Origin of the sequence: Mesorhizobium sp. M4B.F.Ca.ET.143.01.1.1 (assembly GCF_004792275.1) — a bacterium.
GTDB classification, from domain to species: Bacteria; Pseudomonadota; Alphaproteobacteria; order Rhizobiales; family Rhizobiaceae; genus Mesorhizobium; species Mesorhizobium abyssinicae.
The window spans coordinates 23,957-41,027 of record NZ_SRSR01000021.1; the positions used below are offsets into that span (position 1 = coordinate 23,957).

Annotated in this window: 17 protein-coding genes and 1 pseudogene; 11 read left to right on the plus strand and 7 right to left on the minus strand. The window is 62.2% G+C overall.

The window, feature by feature from the left end; all coding sequences use genetic code 11:
* Positions 1-43 precede the first annotated feature (43 nt).
* The 10 genes from EN786_RS31865 (at position 44) to EN786_RS31910 (ending at position 10,937) form a co-directional block, all read left to right on the plus strand.
* Positions 44-946 carry an ABC transporter ATP-binding protein gene (locus EN786_RS31865; RefSeq protein WP_135909438.1) on the plus strand — a complete coding sequence of 301 codons (903 nt, stop codon included), beginning with the start codon at positions 44-46 and terminating at the stop codon, positions 944-946.
* The gene (locus tag EN786_RS31870; RefSeq protein ID WP_135909440.1) at positions 946-1,842 is read left to right on the plus strand and encodes a branched-chain amino acid ABC transporter permease; all 897 of its coding nucleotides are present in this window, start codon (positions 946-948) and stop codon (positions 1,840-1,842) included. Before EN786_RS31865 ends, EN786_RS31870 begins: the two co-directional genes overlap by 1 nt.
* Before the next feature lie 3 nt (positions 1,843-1,845).
* Positions 1,846-2,883, plus strand: a complete 1,038-nt coding sequence (locus EN786_RS31875; RefSeq protein WP_135909442.1) for a branched-chain amino acid ABC transporter permease — start codon at positions 1,846-1,848, stop codon at positions 2,881-2,883.
* Between the two features lie 49 nt (positions 2,884-2,932).
* A complete protein-coding gene (locus EN786_RS31880; RefSeq protein ID WP_135909445.1) occupies positions 2,933-4,264 on the plus strand; it encodes an ABC transporter substrate-binding protein in 1,332 nt (443 codons plus the stop codon).
* Between the two features lie 64 nt (positions 4,265-4,328).
* A complete protein-coding gene (locus tag EN786_RS31885) occupies positions 4,329-5,120 on the plus strand; it encodes an ABC transporter ATP-binding protein (RefSeq protein WP_135909447.1) in 792 nt (263 codons plus the stop codon).
* On the plus strand, positions 5,117-6,364 hold the full coding sequence (locus EN786_RS31890; RefSeq protein WP_135909449.1) for an SfnB family sulfur acquisition oxidoreductase: 1,248 nt from the start codon (positions 5,117-5,119) through the stop codon (positions 6,362-6,364). The genes EN786_RS31885 and EN786_RS31890 overlap by 4 nt, the downstream gene beginning before the upstream one ends.
* Positions 6,365-6,395: 31 nt before the next feature.
* The gene (gene ssuD, locus EN786_RS31895) at positions 6,396-7,571 is read left to right on the plus strand and encodes an FMNH2-dependent alkanesulfonate monooxygenase (RefSeq protein WP_135909451.1); all 1,176 of its coding nucleotides are present in this window, start codon (positions 6,396-6,398) and stop codon (positions 7,569-7,571) included.
* The gene (locus EN786_RS31900) at positions 7,568-8,998 is read left to right on the plus strand and encodes an FAD/NAD(P)-binding protein (RefSeq protein ID WP_135909453.1); all 1,431 of its coding nucleotides are present in this window, start codon (positions 7,568-7,570) and stop codon (positions 8,996-8,998) included. The genes ssuD and EN786_RS31900 overlap by 4 nt, the downstream gene beginning before the upstream one ends.
* Positions 8,999-9,024: 26 nt before the next feature.
* The gene (locus EN786_RS31905; RefSeq protein WP_246688792.1) at positions 9,025-9,531 is read left to right on the plus strand and encodes a flavin reductase family protein; all 507 of its coding nucleotides are present in this window, start codon (positions 9,025-9,027) and stop codon (positions 9,529-9,531) included.
* Between the two features lie 449 nt (positions 9,532-9,980).
* Positions 9,981-10,937 (plus strand): LLM class flavin-dependent oxidoreductase, encoded by a 957-nt coding sequence (locus EN786_RS31910; protein WP_189524331.1) that lies wholly within the window; start codon positions 9,981-9,983, stop codon positions 10,935-10,937.
* A gap of 37 nt (positions 10,938-10,974) precedes the next feature.
* Here EN786_RS31910 and EN786_RS31915 read toward each other — a convergent pair whose 3' ends face one another.
* The 6 genes and pseudogenes from EN786_RS31915 to EN786_RS37960 form a co-directional block, all read right to left on the minus strand.
* Positions 10,975-12,315: an FAD/NAD(P)-binding protein gene (locus EN786_RS31915; protein WP_135909456.1), complete on the minus strand. Its 1,341-nt coding sequence runs from the start codon at positions 12,313-12,315 to the stop codon at positions 10,975-10,977.
* A gap of 28 nt (positions 12,316-12,343) precedes the next feature.
* Positions 12,344-12,793, minus strand: coding sequence for an Rrf2 family transcriptional regulator (locus tag EN786_RS31920; RefSeq protein ID WP_135909575.1), 450 nt, complete (start codon positions 12,791-12,793; stop codon positions 12,344-12,346).
* Positions 12,794-13,575: 782 nt separating this feature from the next.
* Positions 13,576-13,905: pseudogene (locus tag EN786_RS31925) on the minus strand (IS6 family transposase); the annotation flags it as partial.
* A gap of 177 nt (positions 13,906-14,082) precedes the next feature.
* Positions 14,083-14,895 carry a hypothetical protein gene (locus EN786_RS31930; protein WP_135909459.1) on the minus strand — a complete coding sequence of 271 codons (813 nt, stop codon included), beginning with the start codon at positions 14,893-14,895 and terminating at the stop codon, positions 14,083-14,085.
* A 224-nt stretch (positions 14,896-15,119) separates the two neighbouring features.
* A complete protein-coding gene (locus tag EN786_RS31935; RefSeq protein ID WP_135909461.1) occupies positions 15,120-15,332 on the minus strand; it encodes a thermonuclease family protein in 213 nt (70 codons plus the stop codon).
* A gap of 15 nt (positions 15,333-15,347) precedes the next feature.
* Entirely contained in the window at positions 15,348-15,521 is a 174-nt protein-coding gene (locus EN786_RS37960) for a hypothetical protein (RefSeq protein WP_189524333.1), read from the minus strand.
* A 182-nt stretch (positions 15,522-15,703) separates the two neighbouring features.
* On the opposite strand from EN786_RS37960, the gene EN786_RS31940 reads away from it, so the two are divergent.
* Positions 15,704-15,955, plus strand: coding sequence for a hypothetical protein (locus EN786_RS31940; protein WP_135909463.1), 252 nt, complete (start codon positions 15,704-15,706; stop codon positions 15,953-15,955).
* Between the two features lie 10 nt (positions 15,956-15,965).
* On the opposite strand, the gene EN786_RS31945 is transcribed toward EN786_RS31940, so the two are convergent.
* Positions 15,966-17,000 (minus strand): diguanylate cyclase, encoded by a 1,035-nt coding sequence (locus EN786_RS31945; RefSeq protein ID WP_135909465.1) that lies wholly within the window; start codon positions 16,998-17,000, stop codon positions 15,966-15,968.
* Positions 17,001-17,071: the final 71 nt, after the last annotated feature.

Here is a 17,071-nt window from a genome sequence, read left to right on the forward strand (position 1 = left end):
CCCTCGGGCCGCTGCCAGCTCTCCTTCAAATCAGGGACGTTTCATGATTGGTGCTTCGCTGGGAGCCGCCGCATACGAGCGCGCGCCCGAAATTTCCGCCATCCTCGCGGTGACTAACCTCGTCGGCGACAGGCGTCCGGCATGCCTCTCGTCAAGGTCTGATGCGGTTCTCGCATTGAGCGGGATCGGTATTTCCTTTGGCGGCGTCAAGGCGCTGAGCGACATTGATCTCGAGGTCATAGGCGGTGAGATCCGCGCGGTGATCGGCCCCAACGGCGCCGGCAAATCTTCGCTGATCAACATCATCAGCGGCCTCTATCACGCCGACCACGGCACGATCGCGATCGACGGCCAGTCCTTCTCCCGGGTGCCGGCGAGTCGTCTGGCACGACTGGGCGTTGCGCGAACCTTCCAGAACCTGGCGCTGTTCGGCGGTCTCTCCGTGCGCGACAACATTGCGTCCGGCCGCGTCTACACCAGGCGCGCCAGTTTTGTCGAACATATTGCCAGTCTGCCACGCGCCCGGCGTGAAGACGCGGGAATCGCCGAAAAGGTCGATCAGGAAATCGCCTTCCTGCATCTCGGGGCCGTCGCCGACCGTCTGGTCGCCACGTTGCCCTACGGCCTGCAGAAGCGGGTCGAACTGGCCCGCGCCCTGGTGGCCGAGCCCAAGATCCTGCTGCTCGACGAGCCGATGGCCGGCATGACGGCGACCGAGAAAGCCGAGATGGCCGGGTTTGTGCGCGCCGCGCGCGACCGACATGGCGTCACCATCATCCTGATCGAGCACGATATCGGCGTGGTCATGGGGCTTTCCGACCGGGTCGCTGTGCTCGACTACGGCCGCAAGATCGCAGACGGGACCCCGGCCGAGGTCAGGGCCGATCCGACAGTGATCCGGGCCTATATCGGCACCGCCGAGGGCGGGAATAGCGAAGACATCTGATGAGCTACTATGATTTCCTCTTCGTCATCGAAGTGCTGGTCGGCGGCCTGCTCTCTGGGGTCATGTATTCGCTTGTCGCCATCGGTCTCGTGCTGATCTACAAGACGTCGGGCGTGCTGAACTTCGCGCAAGGGTCGATGGTGCTGTTCGCAGCGCTCACCTTTGTCAGCCTCGTCGAACGCGGCATCCCCTTCGCGCTTTCGCTGCTCATCACCTTCGCGGTCATGGTCGCGCTGGGCTTCACCATCGAGCGGACTGTGCTGAGGCCGCTGGTCAATCGCTCGCCGATGACCCTGTTCATGGCCACACTCGGCCTGTCCTACATCATCGAGGGCGCTGCCCAGCTGATGTGGGGCACCCAGGTGCACGGGCTCGATCTCGGCATAGACGACACGCCCTTTGAGGTCGGCAACATCCTGATCTCGTCGTTCGACCTTCTTGCCGCGGGCATTGCCGCGGCGATGGTGGCGGGCTTGAGCGCATTCTTCTACTGGACCCGGATCGGGCTGGCGTTTCGCGCCGTCGCCGACGACCAGTTTGCAGCACTTGCCGTCGGGCTGCGGCTGCCCCGGATATGGGGAACGGTGTGGACGGCCGCCGGGTTCGTGGCGCTGGTCGCGGGACTGCTCTGGGGTGCGCGTCTCGGTGTCCAGTTCTCTTTGTCGCTGATCGTGCTGAAGGCGCTGCCGGTACTGGTGCTCGGCGGCTTTGATTCCATCCTCGGCGCCATCGTCGGCGGCCTCATCATCGGCGCCAGCGAAAAACTGGCCGAAGTCTATCTCGGCCCCTTCGTCGGCGGCGGCATCGAAGGCTGGTTCGCCTATGCGCTGGCCCTAGTGGTCCTGCTGGTGCGCCCCTCCGGCCTGTTTGGCCAGAAAACCGTCGAAAGGGTCTGACCGATGGCCGTGCAATCGCTCGATGCCGCAAGGCTTCCAATCGACTGGCAGAAGTTGGCTCTGCCGGCCGCCTTGATTGCCGTGGCCTACGGCCTGATCCCCGCCTACGCGTCGAGCTATCTGGTCGAGGCAATCCTGCTGCCGTTCCTGGCGCTCAGCCTAGCAGCGGTCGGTCTTAACCTGCTCACCGGCTACTGCGGCCAGCTTTCGCTTGGCTCCTCCGCCTTCATGGCGGTCGGCGCTTTCGCCGCCTACAATTTCAACCTACGGGTCGAAGGACTACCGTTGGCGGCAACTATGATCCTGGCCGGGATTTCGGCCGCCGGCATCGGCGTCGTGTTCGGCCTGCCCAGTCTCAGGCTGCGCGGCTTCTATCTCGCCGTGTCGACGCTCGCCGCCCAGTTCTTCGTGCAATGGGCGTTGACCAAGTTCGGCTGGTTCTCCAACTACAATCCGTCCGGGGTTATTTCCGCGCCGCGCCTTACCGTCGCGGGATTTTCGCTCGATGGCGCGACCGGCCGCTACCTGCTTTCGGTCACCACGGTCATCGTGCTCACCGCTCTTGTCTGGCGGCTGGTCAACAGCGCCACCGGCCGCAACTTCATTGCCGTGCGCGACAATGAAACGGCGGCGCGCGTCATCGGCGTGCCGGTGCTGAGAACCAAGCTGCTGGCCTTCGCCATCTCGTCCTTCATTATCGGCGTCGCCGGTGTGCTGTGGGCCTTCACCTACCTGCGCACCGTAGAGCCGGCCGGCTTCAACCTCGACCGCTCTTTCCAGATCCTGTTCATCATCATCGTCGGCGGACTGGCTTCGATGCGCGGTGCGTTTCTGGGCGCGGCCTTCTTCGTCGTCTTCCCGCTTCTTCTGTCCCGGATCGGCGCCTTCGCGTTTGGCGGCCTGTTCGATTCGGGCGTGCTCGACATGAGCCAGCGCATCGTGCTCGGCGCCCTCATCATCATCTTCCTCATCGCGGAACCGAACGGGCTGTCGGCCCTCTTCGAGCGCCTGAAACGACGGATCGGCTCAAGGTCCAGCTGAGCGCCGCTCGACATCCTCTCACGGACCCACACCTCAGGAGACGCAACTCATGACCTTCTTCAGTCATCTCAAGAAAGCGGCGATCGCCACGGCCTTCGTGCTCGTCGCGACGGCTGTCCACGCCGACGAACAGTATTTCCCCCTGCAGAGCTATCGCGTCGGCCCCTATGCCGCCGGCGGCACCGGCTTCTTCGGCGGCTTCATCGACTACCTCAATCTGATCAACATCCGCGACGGTGGCGTCAACGGCGTCAAGCTGACCTGGAGCGAAGGCGAGACCCAGTATGAGGTCGAGAAGGGCGTCGAGGTCTACGAACGATTGAAGAGCAATCCGGGTATCGCCGCCTGGAACCCGCTTTCGGTCGGCATCGCCTACGCCATGATCGACCGCATCACTGACGACAAGGTGCCGCTGATCACCATCAACCACGGCCGCACCGACACCACGGACGGGCGCGTGTTCCCTTACGTCTTCCCGCTGCTGCTCAATCCCTACAGCGAGACTTCCGGCATCGTGAACTACATCGCTTCCAAGGAAGGCAGCCTGGACAAGCTCAAGGGCAAGAAGATCGTGGTGCTCTATCACGGCTCGCCCTACGGCAAGGAGACGATCCCGATCTACGAGCTGCTGGCGCAGAAATACGGCTTCGAACTGTCGCAGATCGAGGTTCCGCATCCGGGCAACGAGCAGCAGGCACAATGGCTGACGATCCGTCGCGAGCGTCCCGACTATGTGGTGCTGCGCGGCTGGGGCGTGATGAACCCCGTAGCGTTGAAGACTGCGCAGAAGACCGGGTTCCCAGCCGATCACATTGTCGGCAATGTCTGGTCGAATTCCGAAGAGGACGTCATCCCCGCGGGCGATGCCGCCAAGGGCTATACGGCCATCACCACCCAGGCCTCGGGCGAGCAGTATCCGGTGGTCCAGGAGATCGTGAAAACGATCTACGGCGCCGGCAAGGGCAATCTCGAGGACAAGGGCCGCATCGGCTCGGTCTACCACAATCTCGGCATCGTCAATGGCATCCTCAATGTCGAGGCGGTCCGCATCGCGCAGGCCAAGTTCGGCAACCGCACGCTGACCGGCGACGAAGTGCGCTGGGGCTTCGAGCATCTCAAGCTCGATCCGGCGCGCGTCGAGGCGCTCGGCGCCAAGGATCTGTTCCACTCGATCAATGTCTCCTGGGACAATCACGAGGGTGACGGCTACGTGACCTTCCAGCAGTGGGACGGCAAGAAGTGGAACGTCGTGTCCGACTGGATCGCGCCCGACTGGAAGCTGCTGCGCCCGATCATCGAGAAGTCGTCCGAGGCTTATGCCAGCGAGAAGGGCATCAAGATCCGCACGGCCGAGGACGCCGACGCAGTGGTCAGCAACTGAGTTTGCCATGGCGCGGCCGACAAACTGGCCGGCCGCGCCATCCAGCTTCCCAGCGGAGTCATCGATGTCTAGCCCGGAAAACCCGATCCTGTCAGTTGCCAGCGTGGAAGCCGTCTATAACGGCGCCATCGCCGCCCTGCACGGCGTCGACCTGTCGGTCGGCAAAGGCGAGATCGTCGCCTTGCTCGGCTCCAACGGCGCCGGCAAAACGACGCTGCTGCGCGGCGTATCCAATCTCCTCCCGGCCGAGCGTGGCACTATTACCGCCGGCCGGATCACCTTCGATGGAGGGGATGTTTCAAGGGTAAGCCCCTCGCATCTCGTCCGCAGCGGCCTCGTCCAGGTCCTCGAGGGCCGGCATTGCTTCCGTTCGCTGACGGTCGAAGAGAACCTCTTCACCGGCGCGCTCGGACGCTCGTCCTCTCGCACCGGCGTCAAGGCCGACCTCGATCGTGTTTATGCACTTTTCCCAAAGCTCGCCGAGAAGCGGCGAACCCGGTCCGGGCTTACTTCCGGGGGCGAGCAGCAGATGACGGCTATCGGCCGGGGTCTGATGTCGCGGCCGAAACTCTTTGTTCTGGACGAGCCGTCGATGGGACTGGCACCGCTGATCGTCGACGAGATCTTCAGCGCCCTGAAACGGCTCAACCGCGACGAAGGCCTTTCGATCCTCGTTGCCGAACAGAATTCGGCGGTCGCGCTGAAATACGCCGACCGCGCCACCGTGCTCGAGAACGGCGTCAGCGTCCTCGAAGGATTGGCTGCCGACCTGCGCCAGCGCGCCGATATCAAGACCTACTATCTCGGCGGTTCGCCGCTTCCATCCGACCATGTCCCCAAGGAGACCGCAGCATGACCATCCAATCGAAGCAGCCGTCCGATATCCGCAGCGCCGTGCCACCGGTCGAGCGTCCGTCAGCCAAGGCGCATGTCATCAGGACCGACGCCGAGGCGATCGCTGTCGCCGAAAAACTGGCCGCGGAATTCGCCAAGGATGCCTCCAGGCGGGACCGTGAACGCCTCTGGCCGACGGAAGAGCTCGATGCGTTTTCGCAGAGCGGCCTGTGGTCGATCAACGTGCCGAAAGCCTATGGCGGGCCGGAGCTCTCCTATGTGACGCTGTCGAAAGTGATCACCATCATCTCGGCGGCCGATCCCTCGCTCGGCCAGATTCCGCAGAACCATCTTGGCGTCGTCGCCGCCATCCGCACCGTCTCCGACGAGGCCCAGAAGAAGCTGCTGTTCGCCGAGGTTCTGTCCGGCACGCGCTTCGGCAACGCGTTCTCCGAGTTTGGTTCCAAGCGGGCGGCCGACTTCGAAACCAAGTTCGTCGACGCCGGTGACCATGTCGTGGTCAACGGTGAGAAATTCTATTCGAGCGGCGCGTTGCTCGCCCATCTGGTGCCTATCGTGGCGCTCGATGACGAGGGGCGCGCCTGGTATGCCATCGCCGATCGCGGCGCGCCCGGACTGACGGTCATCGACGACTGGTCGAGCTTCGGCCAGAAGACGACGTTGTCCGGCACGGTCTTGCTCGACAATGTGAAGGTGCCGAAGACGCATCTGGTTCCCGGCTATAAGGGTTACGACCGGCCGACGGCCGACGGAGCCATCTTCCAGATCATCCAGGCCGCCGTCGATCTCGGCATCGCCAAGGCGGCGATCGACGAGACGGTCGATTTCGTGCGCACCAAGTCGCGCGCCTGGATAGACAGCGGCGTCGATCATGCCTGGCAGGATCCTTATACGATCCAGGCGATCGGCGACCTTCGTCTGCGCGCCAATGCGGCAGAGGCGGTTCTCGAAAAGGCCGGGCTTGCCGTCGATCGCGCTGTCGCCGACCCGAATGAGAAGACCGTCGCTGAAGCGCAGATCGCTGTGGCGGAATCCAAGATCCTCACCACCGAGATCGCCATTAATGCCACGAACAAGCTGTTCGAGCTCGCCGGCACGCGCTCGACGCTGGCCGAGCACAATCTCGACCGGCATTGGCGCAACGCCCGCACCCACACGCTGCACGATCCGGTGCGCTGGAAATACGCGATCCTGGGCAACTACTACCTCAACGACGTCAATCCGCCGCTCCATGCCTGGAGTTGAGCAAGGCGCGCCAAGTCACAGAGGACAATTCATGAGCATTGCCACTCCCGACAGGATCAAGGTCCTGTGGTTTCTTCCGACCCATGGCGACAGCCGCTATCTCGGCACCTCCGAGGGGGGTAGGGCGGTCGACTTGCCCTACCTCGCCCAGGTCGCCAAGGCCGCTGATGCCATCGGTTACTATGGCGCGCTGCTGCCGACCGGACGCAGTTGCGAGGACAGCTGGGTCGTGGCGTCGGCTCTGGCGCCGCTGACGCAGCGGCTTCGCTTCCTGGTCGCCGTCCGGCCGGGCCTGCAATCTCCGACGCTCGCCGCGCGCATGACCTCGACACTAGACCGCATTTCCGGCGGACGCCTGCTGATCAATGTTGTCACCGGCGGCGACCCGGTCGAGAACCAGGGCGACGGCATTTTCCTCAGCCATGACGAGCGCTATGAGGTGACGCGGGAATTCCTCGACATCTACAAGGCCGTGCTGCGTGGCGAGACCGTCGCTTTCGCAGGTAAGCATTTCCGCATCGAGGACGGCCGCCTGCTTTTCCCGCCCGTGCAGACGCCGCGTCCGCCGCTCTATTTCGGCGGCTCGTCAGATGCGGCCAACGCGGTCGCCGCCGAGCAGATCGACAAGTATCTGACCTGGGGCGAACCGCCCGCAGACGTTGCGGCCAAGGTCGATCATGTGCGCGGTCTTGCTGAGAAGGCGGGACGAGCGGTGAGTTTTGGAATCAGATTGCATGTCATCGTCCGCGAAACCGATGACGAAGCCTGGGCCGATGCCGACCGCCTGATCAGCCGCCTGGACGACAAGACGATAGCCGAGGCGCAGAAGGTTTTCGCGCGCATGGATTCTGTCGGCCAGTCGCGCATGAGCCGGCTGCATGGCGGTCGTCGCGACAAGCTCGAAATCAGTCCGAACCTGTGGGCCGGCGTCGGCCTGGTTCGCGGCGGCGCCGGGACCGCCCTGGTCGGCGATGCGGCCACGGTGGCGGAACGGATCGACGAATACCGTCGTATCGGCATCGATACCTTCATCCTGTCCGGTTATCCGCATCTGGAGGAGGCCTATCGCTTCGGCGAACTGGTGCTGCCGCTGTTGCCGCTCGATCATGAAATCTCGACGCGACCGACGGCCGTGAACATGGGGCCTTTTGGCGAAACGGTGGCCGGCGACCATCGGCCGTCGGCACTGCGCGCGAGTCAGTCTTGAGCACCTACCATCTGGCGCAAAGGCCGGTCGTAGCCATCGTCGGCGGCGGGTTTTCCGGTGCGGCGACCGCGTTTCATCTTGCGCGGCTTCTGCCCGCCGGTGCTGCCGATATCGTCGTCGTCGAGCCCCGCGAGGGGCTCGGCTATGGTCTGGCCTATTCGACGCCCGATCCTTCACATCGCATCAATGTGCCGGCGTCGAGGATGACGCTGATCTCCGGCCAGGACAGCCACTTTGCCGACTGGCTGGAGCAGACCGGCGCCGTTGCGGACGATCCCGAGGCCATTGCCGCCAATGGAGCGCTCTACCCGCAGCGTCGCGTTTTCGGGCGCTACGTGGAATCCTATCTCCAGCCTTTGCTGCTCGGCAAAACGATCCGCCATGTCAGGTCCTCGGTCGCATCAGTCGAGCTCGGTGGCGAGGCCTACCACCTGATCCTCGCTGATGGAGGAACGCTCGCAGCGGACGCCGTGGTGATTGCGACGACGCATCCGCCACCGGCCTTGCCAGTGCCCCTGCAGTCCGTGGCTGGCGCAGCCGGGCTGGTAGCCAATCCCTATGATCTCGAAAGGCTGGAAGCGACCGGACTTGACGACCATGTGCTCGTCGTCGGCACTGGACTGACGTCGGCGGATGTCATCGCAACGCTCGACCGCAATGGCCATCGCGGTCGCATCACAGCACTTTCGCGCCATGGCTACCGGTCGCGAGGCCATGCGGCTATGCATGCCGATCCGATCGGCGACTTCACCGGCCTGCCTTCACGCAGCGCCACCGTGCTGCTCAGGCGTATCCGGTCGACCATCGCGACCGCCGCGCAGCAGGGCGAAGGCTGGCACCCGGTGCTCGACGCAGTCCGGCGACAAGGGCAAATCATCTGGCAGGCCTTGCCGCTCGCTGAGCAACGCCGCGTCGTGCGCCATTTGCGCGCGCTGTGGGATGTGCATCGCTTCCGCATAGCGCCGCAGATCGCGGCCGTGCTCGATCGCCGGGTTGCCGAAGGCACGCTCGCCTACCGCGCCGCATCGATTGTCGGCGCCGAACAGATCGAAGGACGCATTCGCGTCAGGCAGCAACTGCGTGGCCAACGCCGCTTCGTTGCCGAGGCCTACGACAGCGTGATCGTGACGACCGGGCCGGCGCATGCCGATATTTTGCGGACCTGCGCAGCGATTGCGGCGCTCGCACGGATGGGATTGGTGCGGCTCGACCCGATTGGTCTTGGCTTGGAGACCGACAGCCAAGGCCGTGCGGTCGGCACGTCCGGGCGGCCGACCGACAGCATTTTCGTCAGCGGGCCATTGGCGCGCGGCAGCGTTGGCGAACTGATGGGAATTCCCGAAGTCACCGCGCATGCCGAGCGCATCGCCGCCGAAATTCACCAATGGCTGGAATACCAAACGGCGTTGCGTCGCAGGGCGTCGTGAAGCTGCAAAAAATGAGGCTAAGCCAGATGACACTGACCGAACGCGTTCCCCAGATTGAAACCCGGATCCCCCTGAAATCTGCCATGCGGCACCTAGCTGGACCCGTGTCCGTGGTTACCGCAGGTATTGGCGACGAACGGACGGGCGCAACCGTTACCACCGCCCACTCACTGTCCGTCGAGCCGGAGGTAATGGTCGTCAGTATCAACCTGAACTCGTCAACCTGGGCAGCAATCAGGCGGCACAGGCATTTCTGCGTGAACGTGCTTCGAGCCGACCAGGTCGCGATTGCCGACCGCTTCGCCGGACGCGGCGGCCTGAAGGGGGTGAAGCGTTACGAGGGGGCTCGCTGGCTGAGCCTTGCAACCGGCGCGTTGGCGCTCGACGGGGCACTTGCCGCCGTCGACTGCGCGGTCGAAGACATGATCGTCCGCCACAGCCACGCGCTGATCCTCGGCAGCGTCCGGTATGTGGCGGGCGGAGAGCCGGGCCCGGCATTGATCTATCATCACGGCGCATATGGATCGTCGTGAGTGCCGATGTGTGACGTTCCGGGCCGCAACCTACTTTGATGTTGATGTCCTGATCTGCTGACCGATGGCAGCAGCACGAAGTCCTATGCGCTACGTAGAGAAAGTTTCCGCCGAGCGCCGCTTCCGGAGAACCATTTCCTACACCCCAACCAATATTCGCAATCGACAAAGTCTACTAACTTTATAGACTAATGGCGGTTGGAGGATTGATATGGCCTATGTCCATACCGCGAACACTCGCAAGAGGGCTACACGACCAGGCAGCGTGACGGCGCCCGCGGGCGCCTCAACCAAGGTGGCCGCGTACGCGGCCTATGCACTCTCGTTCGGACTCGTGTCCGCGATCGTGCTTGGGCTCATTCCCTGAGCGGCTTCCCCTTCAATCGCGAAAGCAGGATCCGATCTTTTCGCCGACCGTGGCGGAACCCCTGAACGAAGGAGGAGATGCGATGTCCATCGAGTTCACTTTCGTCCCCGGTACCGATTCCAACGATTTTTCTGCAGCCGCGCCGTTCTTTTTTGATCCGCAGGCATCCGCGGCAGCCCTCGCACAAGTCGAGGATGCGGGTTTTCAAAGCGTCGTGATCGATGGCGCCGCCGGCCTCTTGAGCAACTTCGATCTTGCGGCCAAAGCGGCGGCGTTGACCTCGTCGCTTCAGATTGTTCTTACACATTGCGCAGGGGTCGTCGCGCCTACCGTGGCGGCACGCCAGCTGGCCGCGCTCGACGCCGCCAGCGGAGGCCGCCTGGCTCTAAGAATTCTGGCCGACGGCATTGTCGAAGACGGCGTCGCTACAGATTCGCATGCTAGCCATATCGCGACCTGCCAGCGGACGGACGAATATTTGAGGCTGTTGAAGAGACTGTGGTCGAATGACAAGCCGTTCGACCATGAGGGTCCGTTCTACAGAGTCCGTGGCGGGTTCGTTCCGAACAAGGGTCTGCGCGGCCTCCGAATACCGATCCGGATGAGTGGGCTTTCCGGGACCTCCCTGAAGGTCGCCGGCCGGCATGCCGACATATTCGAACTGGCGCCCGGCGCGCCTGAGGATGTGCGGAGGCTGATTGAGCGCGTGCGCGCCGCAGCGGCCCAGTACGGAAGGTCCGGGAAGATCCGTTTCGCAATGCCCCTGAGCTTCACGCGCGACCGGCCGGTCAGCCGCGCGGACGCGGTTCACGTGCCCAGTTTTCCCGCGCGGTCGGCGCTTTCCTTGATCGCTTATGCCCAAGCCGGCGTCTCGGAATTCATGGTGACCGGCCCCTATGATCCGGAAAAGATCGAGAGGTTCGGCCAGGCAATCGCGCCGTTGCTCCGCAATCCCCTCGCTCGCAAGGAACGGCGCGCCATAACGCCCGCGCCGGAGCTGTCTGGAACATCGACGATGGGCAGGCGCCTCCGCGCTTGAGTGTCCTCCCGCTGCTCCGAGGCGATTTGAAAGCCGCCTATCCAGCCAGTTGGTCAGCCAATCGCGCGCACTGGATCCGGATGTCGGGGATGGCGTCGATGTCGAAGAATGTGCCGCGGGTGAGCGGACCGACGGCGAACAGCTTGTTGGAGGGCGCGCCGTCCACATCGATCACGGCGCAGTCCGCAGTCACGTCGAGGCCGAGCCGAAGCGGGTCCGGACGCGCGAGCCCGCGATCGGTCAGCGAGCGGACGACGGCGACCGATCCGGTCGAGATGTCCTTGACGATGCCGGTGCAGTCGTAGGCGACGGCGACTTCCAGGTTTTCCAACGCCTGCGACTGCCGAAGTTGCAGATTGACCGTCAGTGTTCGACCTTCCCGATGGACACCCAGAACCCGGCCGGCAATAAGACGGAGCCGGCCCGACCGCTCCGCTTCGCTTATTCTTGCATGGATCTCCGGCGCCATCCGGTGGCGGTGGATATCCCACCACGCCTTGATGTGCGCGAGAAAGCGGCGCTTTGCGGTCACCGGCCAACTTTGCCAGATTCGCTGATTGTAGGGCCTAAGTCCGTCGACGACGTCGCGCCAGTTGCCGCCGGCCCTCTCGGTTGCGCGGACGAGGTCGCGGAACCAGCCGACAAAGTAGGAAAGCTTGGTGCCGAGCAGGATGTCTGCGCTGTCCAGCCGAATCGGGCTGCCCTTCTGGTGCGGCGAGGGCAACAGTCCGCGCCGGGACACGGCGGCGATTTCGCCGCGATGGCCGCGATGCTCCAGGGTGAGCCAGGCGTCGACCATGCTGAGCCCGGTGCCCAGAATGAGCACGCGGGAATCCGGATCGATAGGTGTGTCCTTGGCCGAGCCGATGCGAACTGCAAAATCCTGCTCCGATGCAGGCTCTTCGTCATGCCCGGCCGCGAGCACCGCGACATGCCCGACGATGCTCGTTCCATTCGCCAGCCGCAGCTCCACGCCGGCGGGACTGGGCGAGATCAAGACGCCTTCTTCCTGAACCAGACGGAATCGGGTCCGTTCACGCTCGGCGATTTCCACGAGAAGCTCCTGGAGATAGAGGCCATAGACGCTGCGCGGCGCATAGATTGGGGTGTCTTCCTGCTTCGCCAGTCCTTGGTCTTGCAGCCAGCGCCAGAAATGCTCCGGGTCGTCCGCAAGCGCACTCATGCCCATCGCGCTTACATTGAGCAGGTGATCCGGCAGCAACGTTGAATAGGCAATGCCAGGGCCGAATGCCGCGCGTTTTTCGACCAGCGTGACCCGCAGCCTCGGATCTGGAGAACGCAGAAGATGTCCAGCCAGGATGACGCCGCTAGCGCCCCCGCCGACAATGATGATGGAGCTGCGGCTGCGCTCCGTCATGAGCGCCGCCTGTAGCGGGACGCCGAAATCAGGCCTGATGTTTCAGCGTTGCGGCAAGATCGTCGTTCGCGCAGTCGCGCATTTCGGCGAGACTGCGGTTGTCCAGAACCTCGGCGATTGCATGCCGCACTTCCAGCATCATGTGACGGACTTGGCATGTCGCCTCATCGCAATCTTCGCAGCGCGCGTAGCGCGTGCGGCTCGCACAAGGGATGGGCGCCAGCGGCCCGTCGAGAACACGCACGACATGGCCGACCTTGATATCCGTGGCTGGACGCGCCAGGCGATATCCGCCTTCCTTTCCCTTCCGGCTCTGTACGAAGCCGGCATTGCGAAGCTCGCCGAGAATGGCGTCGAGAAACTTCTTCGGAATGTTGTTGCTGGTCGCGATGTCGTTGACGAAAGCGAGTTGTCCGGTCGGCAGATGCGCGAGATGTACGAGCGCCTTGAGGCCGTACTTGCCTTTTCTGGTGAGCATTTGACGAGTGTCGTCCTGGCGTGCGGCAGCGGATTGCCACTTGTTGGGATGGCCTGGCTCCTCGGTTCGTCCCCACCGCGCCCGGCCGTGCATGACACATAAATTCTAGTGACATGATATACAACCGACAAACGTTGATTTTTCGTTGTTTTTCAGGTCGCCGTTGCTGCTCGGATGTTGAACTCCCGAGGCGGGACTGGGCGACGCTGCAACAACAATGCGACCAGTTGTGCGCTGGCCGGCTCGATGCGCTTCTTCGCCACGGGGTCGGCCGGAAACCCGACTGCAAATTCGTGGTCGCTCGAATAGAGCGAAGTCGGAATGTGCAAAGCGCGAAGAAGAACCCGAAAAGCCGGCGAAGCTGGCTTCCGGCTGGCCAGCAGATGGGCTCTGCGATCCAGCCCACCGCGGGATGACGCGGTGGGGCTTGGTCGCTTGCTCCACAGGGCCGAACGCATCGTCGGACTTCGAAACGGAAAATCCCAGTGGGCGCGGTACGGTGCTAGCACAACTTTTCGCAAGATTGCGGGATTTTGAAAGTTCATTCGTAGCGAAGCGCCTTGGACCAGTGCATTGATAATTCACCAGCTGGCGGTTTTCCTCCCATCCCTGCCAGCTGGTGTTCCCCTCTGGAGGTTTGACCTTCACATTGCCGGGCCAGTTTGGCCCGGCTTTTTTGTGCAAGCTCTCCTGCTAACGACCATCGCAGCAAGTCACGAGCTGGCGATGTCACGTTGTCTGGCTATGAACGCGCTGAGAGCTGCGGCGCTGTTGTCAGCTGACTTCAACAGGCGCGTCAGCAATCGCTTGGCCGCCTTGGTGTTGCGGCGGTTCTGGACGATCTCGTCGAGGACATAGCCGTCCTGATCGACGGCGCGCCATAGCCAGTGTTTTCGGCTAGCAATGGTGATGACGACTTCGTCCAGGTGCCAGATGTCATCGCGGCTCGGCTGCTTGCGGCGCAAGCGGCGAGCATAATCGGGCCCGAACTTCTTGCCCCAGCGGCGGATCGTTTCGTAGGAGACCACGATGGCGCGCTCCAGCAGCATTTCCTCGACCAGACGCAGGCTCAAGGGGAACCGGTAGTAGAGCCAGACCGCATGGGCGATGATCTGCGGCGGGAAACGATGGCGCTTCTATTCGGAGTCGCTGGAACTGCGCTCCATGATGGGTGTTGTAAGCACGGCTGCCTCTCCGATCTATTTTGTTGTAACACGGCGCCATGCGATCAGATGCTTGCCCGTTATCGCAAAGTCTGTCGCGGGGGCCTCGACCTTTGCGCGACATACTCAGCCGGATATTGCCATCGCTCGATCGAATATGGCTCGGCTAATATGTTGTGCTCCCGGCACGATCTCGACAGTCCATGCCAATTCGAGACCCAGCGTTTTGGCTAATGACTTGCAGTGTTTGAAATGCCAGAGGCCACGAGCAAGACGGTGGGGCCCCTGCGCAAGAGCTTCGGGCGTTCGTGGAAGATCGGCGGCTGCCGCGTCGGTGTCTGCATCTCCAAGCAGGATATGCAAAGGGCGGGAAAGATATCTTCTCAAATCTGCATCGCACATGCCTATGCCGCCCATCCCATTGGGATAGTTCATCGTCAGATTGGGTAGCATGTAGATACCGCTATTTGAAGATATTGGCTTTTCCAACATGGGCGCTTCCGTAAGCGCGACATACCTCAGCACGTATTGAGAGCCGGCAGAATTGCCGTACAAATCGAACTTTTCCGACTGGATTTGAGCGTCATTTTTGATCGACAGGAACAGGCGATCGATCAGTTCAAAATTCCACTCCTCCCGAGCATTGAGCTGCGAATTTGGTGGAGCAGAGACGGCATTTCCATAGTTGTAGGCATATACGTCCGGAAATGCATCAATATCGAATTCCGGAACGATCACGATCTTGCCGAGGCGATTCGCTGCGGCGATGAACTCGTCCCGAAATCCCGCCGCATCTCGATCTAACCCATGGAGTGCAATGAGTATCCGCGAAGCCGGCTCTACTTGTTCGGGAACGCAGTAAAAAACTCTGAGGTAGCCCCGCACCCCTCCCGCTCTGTCCTCAAATTTGAACCAGCCAGCGCCTGTTTTTAGTTGCAACTGTGTACCCTGTTCGCGAAAGGTCCGAAATCTGCGACAGTCTTGCGGCCGCCTCTTTGCAACGCAAGCGCCTTGACGTCCGGGTCCGATTATAGAAGGGATCGTTACCCGCACGGGCCGACCCGTAGGGGTTCGGTGGCGTGAGCCATAGAGCCCGGTCGCGTTAGCGACGCGCCCGAATTCGACTCCTGTCAGTGCGATTTTTTCCGGCGATATGTCCAGGGCTAATCGAACTCGAACGCCCACAAGCCTTTTTTCTGCCGCTTCGCCTCGAACTCCAACTTCTCATAATCCGGATCGACGGCTTTTCGATGAAACCTATACGCGACGGCAAATCCTTGGCGGACCAGCTCCGCACCAAAATCCCGCACGCGATCATTCCAGCACACGCCTAAAAACCGCTGATAACGGTCGATTCCTGAAAACTGGCATGAAATTTCCTAGCCTGCGGTTCATGAAATCAGCGCGGCTATCGCGTCCACGCCACAATCGATCGACTGGCCTAGCGGCGAATGCGCTCTCTGGCCTGTCTCGCAAGCATCGACGCCGAATAGCCTGATTTTTTCGCCCGAGCCTACGATTTTCAGCGTGTCACCGTCGATGACATTGACGACGATACCGTGCATGAGGGCGTCCGAAGCGGCGGCGTGAGCCGTCGCCTGGATGCCAGGAAAGGAGGCCGCGCAAAAGCGCGGCCGACAAATAGCGAGCGAAGCGAGTAGGGCGATTTGTCAAAGGCGCTGCCGGCAAGCGGTGAGCACGGCAAGGACCGCCCCGAAGGGCGGGCCAATCCCGTCAGGTGAACAGTTTGAGTGCGACCATCACGGCAGAGGGCGAAGGCGGTGCCGACAACCCAGATGATGACGTTCTTAGTCTGCTCGTGCATGTCAGCGCGGTTGCGCTGGCTGATGACATCGAGCCTTCGTCCTTCCTCCCAAAGCGCCTCGTCAATCTCGTCGGCAATGGATCGCTCCGAAAAACCCAACCGCGCAATGAGTGTGTATTGGCCCAGACCAACGAAATCGGGACCTTCTGGCTGAGTCGGTGCGCGAGGCTGTAACGTCCTTTGATCAGGCCGCGTCGGGACCTTCCGATGCGAGGAGCAGTGCGACTTCGACGCGGTTTCGGCCTTTGTGCTTGGCCTTGTAAAGGGCGTTGTCGGCGGCGAGAAGCAGGCCTTCCGGCATCCTGATCGTCCCGCCCGATCGTGACAGTGCAGTCGCTGAACCAATGCTGACGGTGACGCGTCCGCCGCCTTCCGGATTGTCGCCATGAGGCAGCCCGAGGTTTTCGATTGCGAGCCTCAGCCGTTCCGCTATTTCAAGCGCACCATCGCCATCGGTATCAGGCAAGATGACGGCGAGTTCTTCCCCGCCATATCGTGACGCCAGATCTCCAGGACGATGAAGCACGTCTCTTATAGCGGCAGCGACGGCACGAAGACAATCATCGCCTACCTGATGACCGTATTTGTCGTTAAAGCCTTTGAATCGATCGATATCGAGCAACAGCAAGGACATCTGTCCAGCGCTGCGAACGGTGCGTCGCCATTCCCTGTCCAAGGTCTCGTCGAAGGCTCGGCGGTTGCCCAGGCCGGTCAGTCCGTCCGTCATCGCAAGCGAGCGGAGTTGTTCTTCGAGCCGTTTGCGTTCTGTTATGTCTCTCATAATCAGGACGAAGTCGCCTGGAACGCCAGTTAGCGGATCACGCACGATGCGCGCCTTGCTCTCCACCCAGACAGTTTTCCCATCCTTCCGCCGGATCTCGATCGCAAGCGGCTCGCCTTCATCTGCCCCGGCAATCAAGAGCGCGGCTGCCGCAGCGATGTTTTGAAGATGCTCCGGCGGGACGAACACCTCCGGACCATGCCCCACCATCTCCTCTGGCAGCCATCCCAGAAGTCGGGTGCATGACGGTGAAACGTAGCGTGCCTTCGTGTCCGGCCCGAGTTGCATGATGACGTCTCCGCTGTTTTCGGCGAGCATCCGGAAATTCGTTTCTTCCGGAAGAATGTCCGAACGGATTGCCAGGCCTGCCGGTGATTGCCCGGACCCCGTGCGACCAAAAGCCTTGCGAATAAACTGCAACGTGGGTGGCAGGCGCATTTTGTTTCCTTTTCGGACTCTTTCTGCGGGGCGCAGCAGCATTCTTTATCGGCTGTTCAAGCTACCCCCAG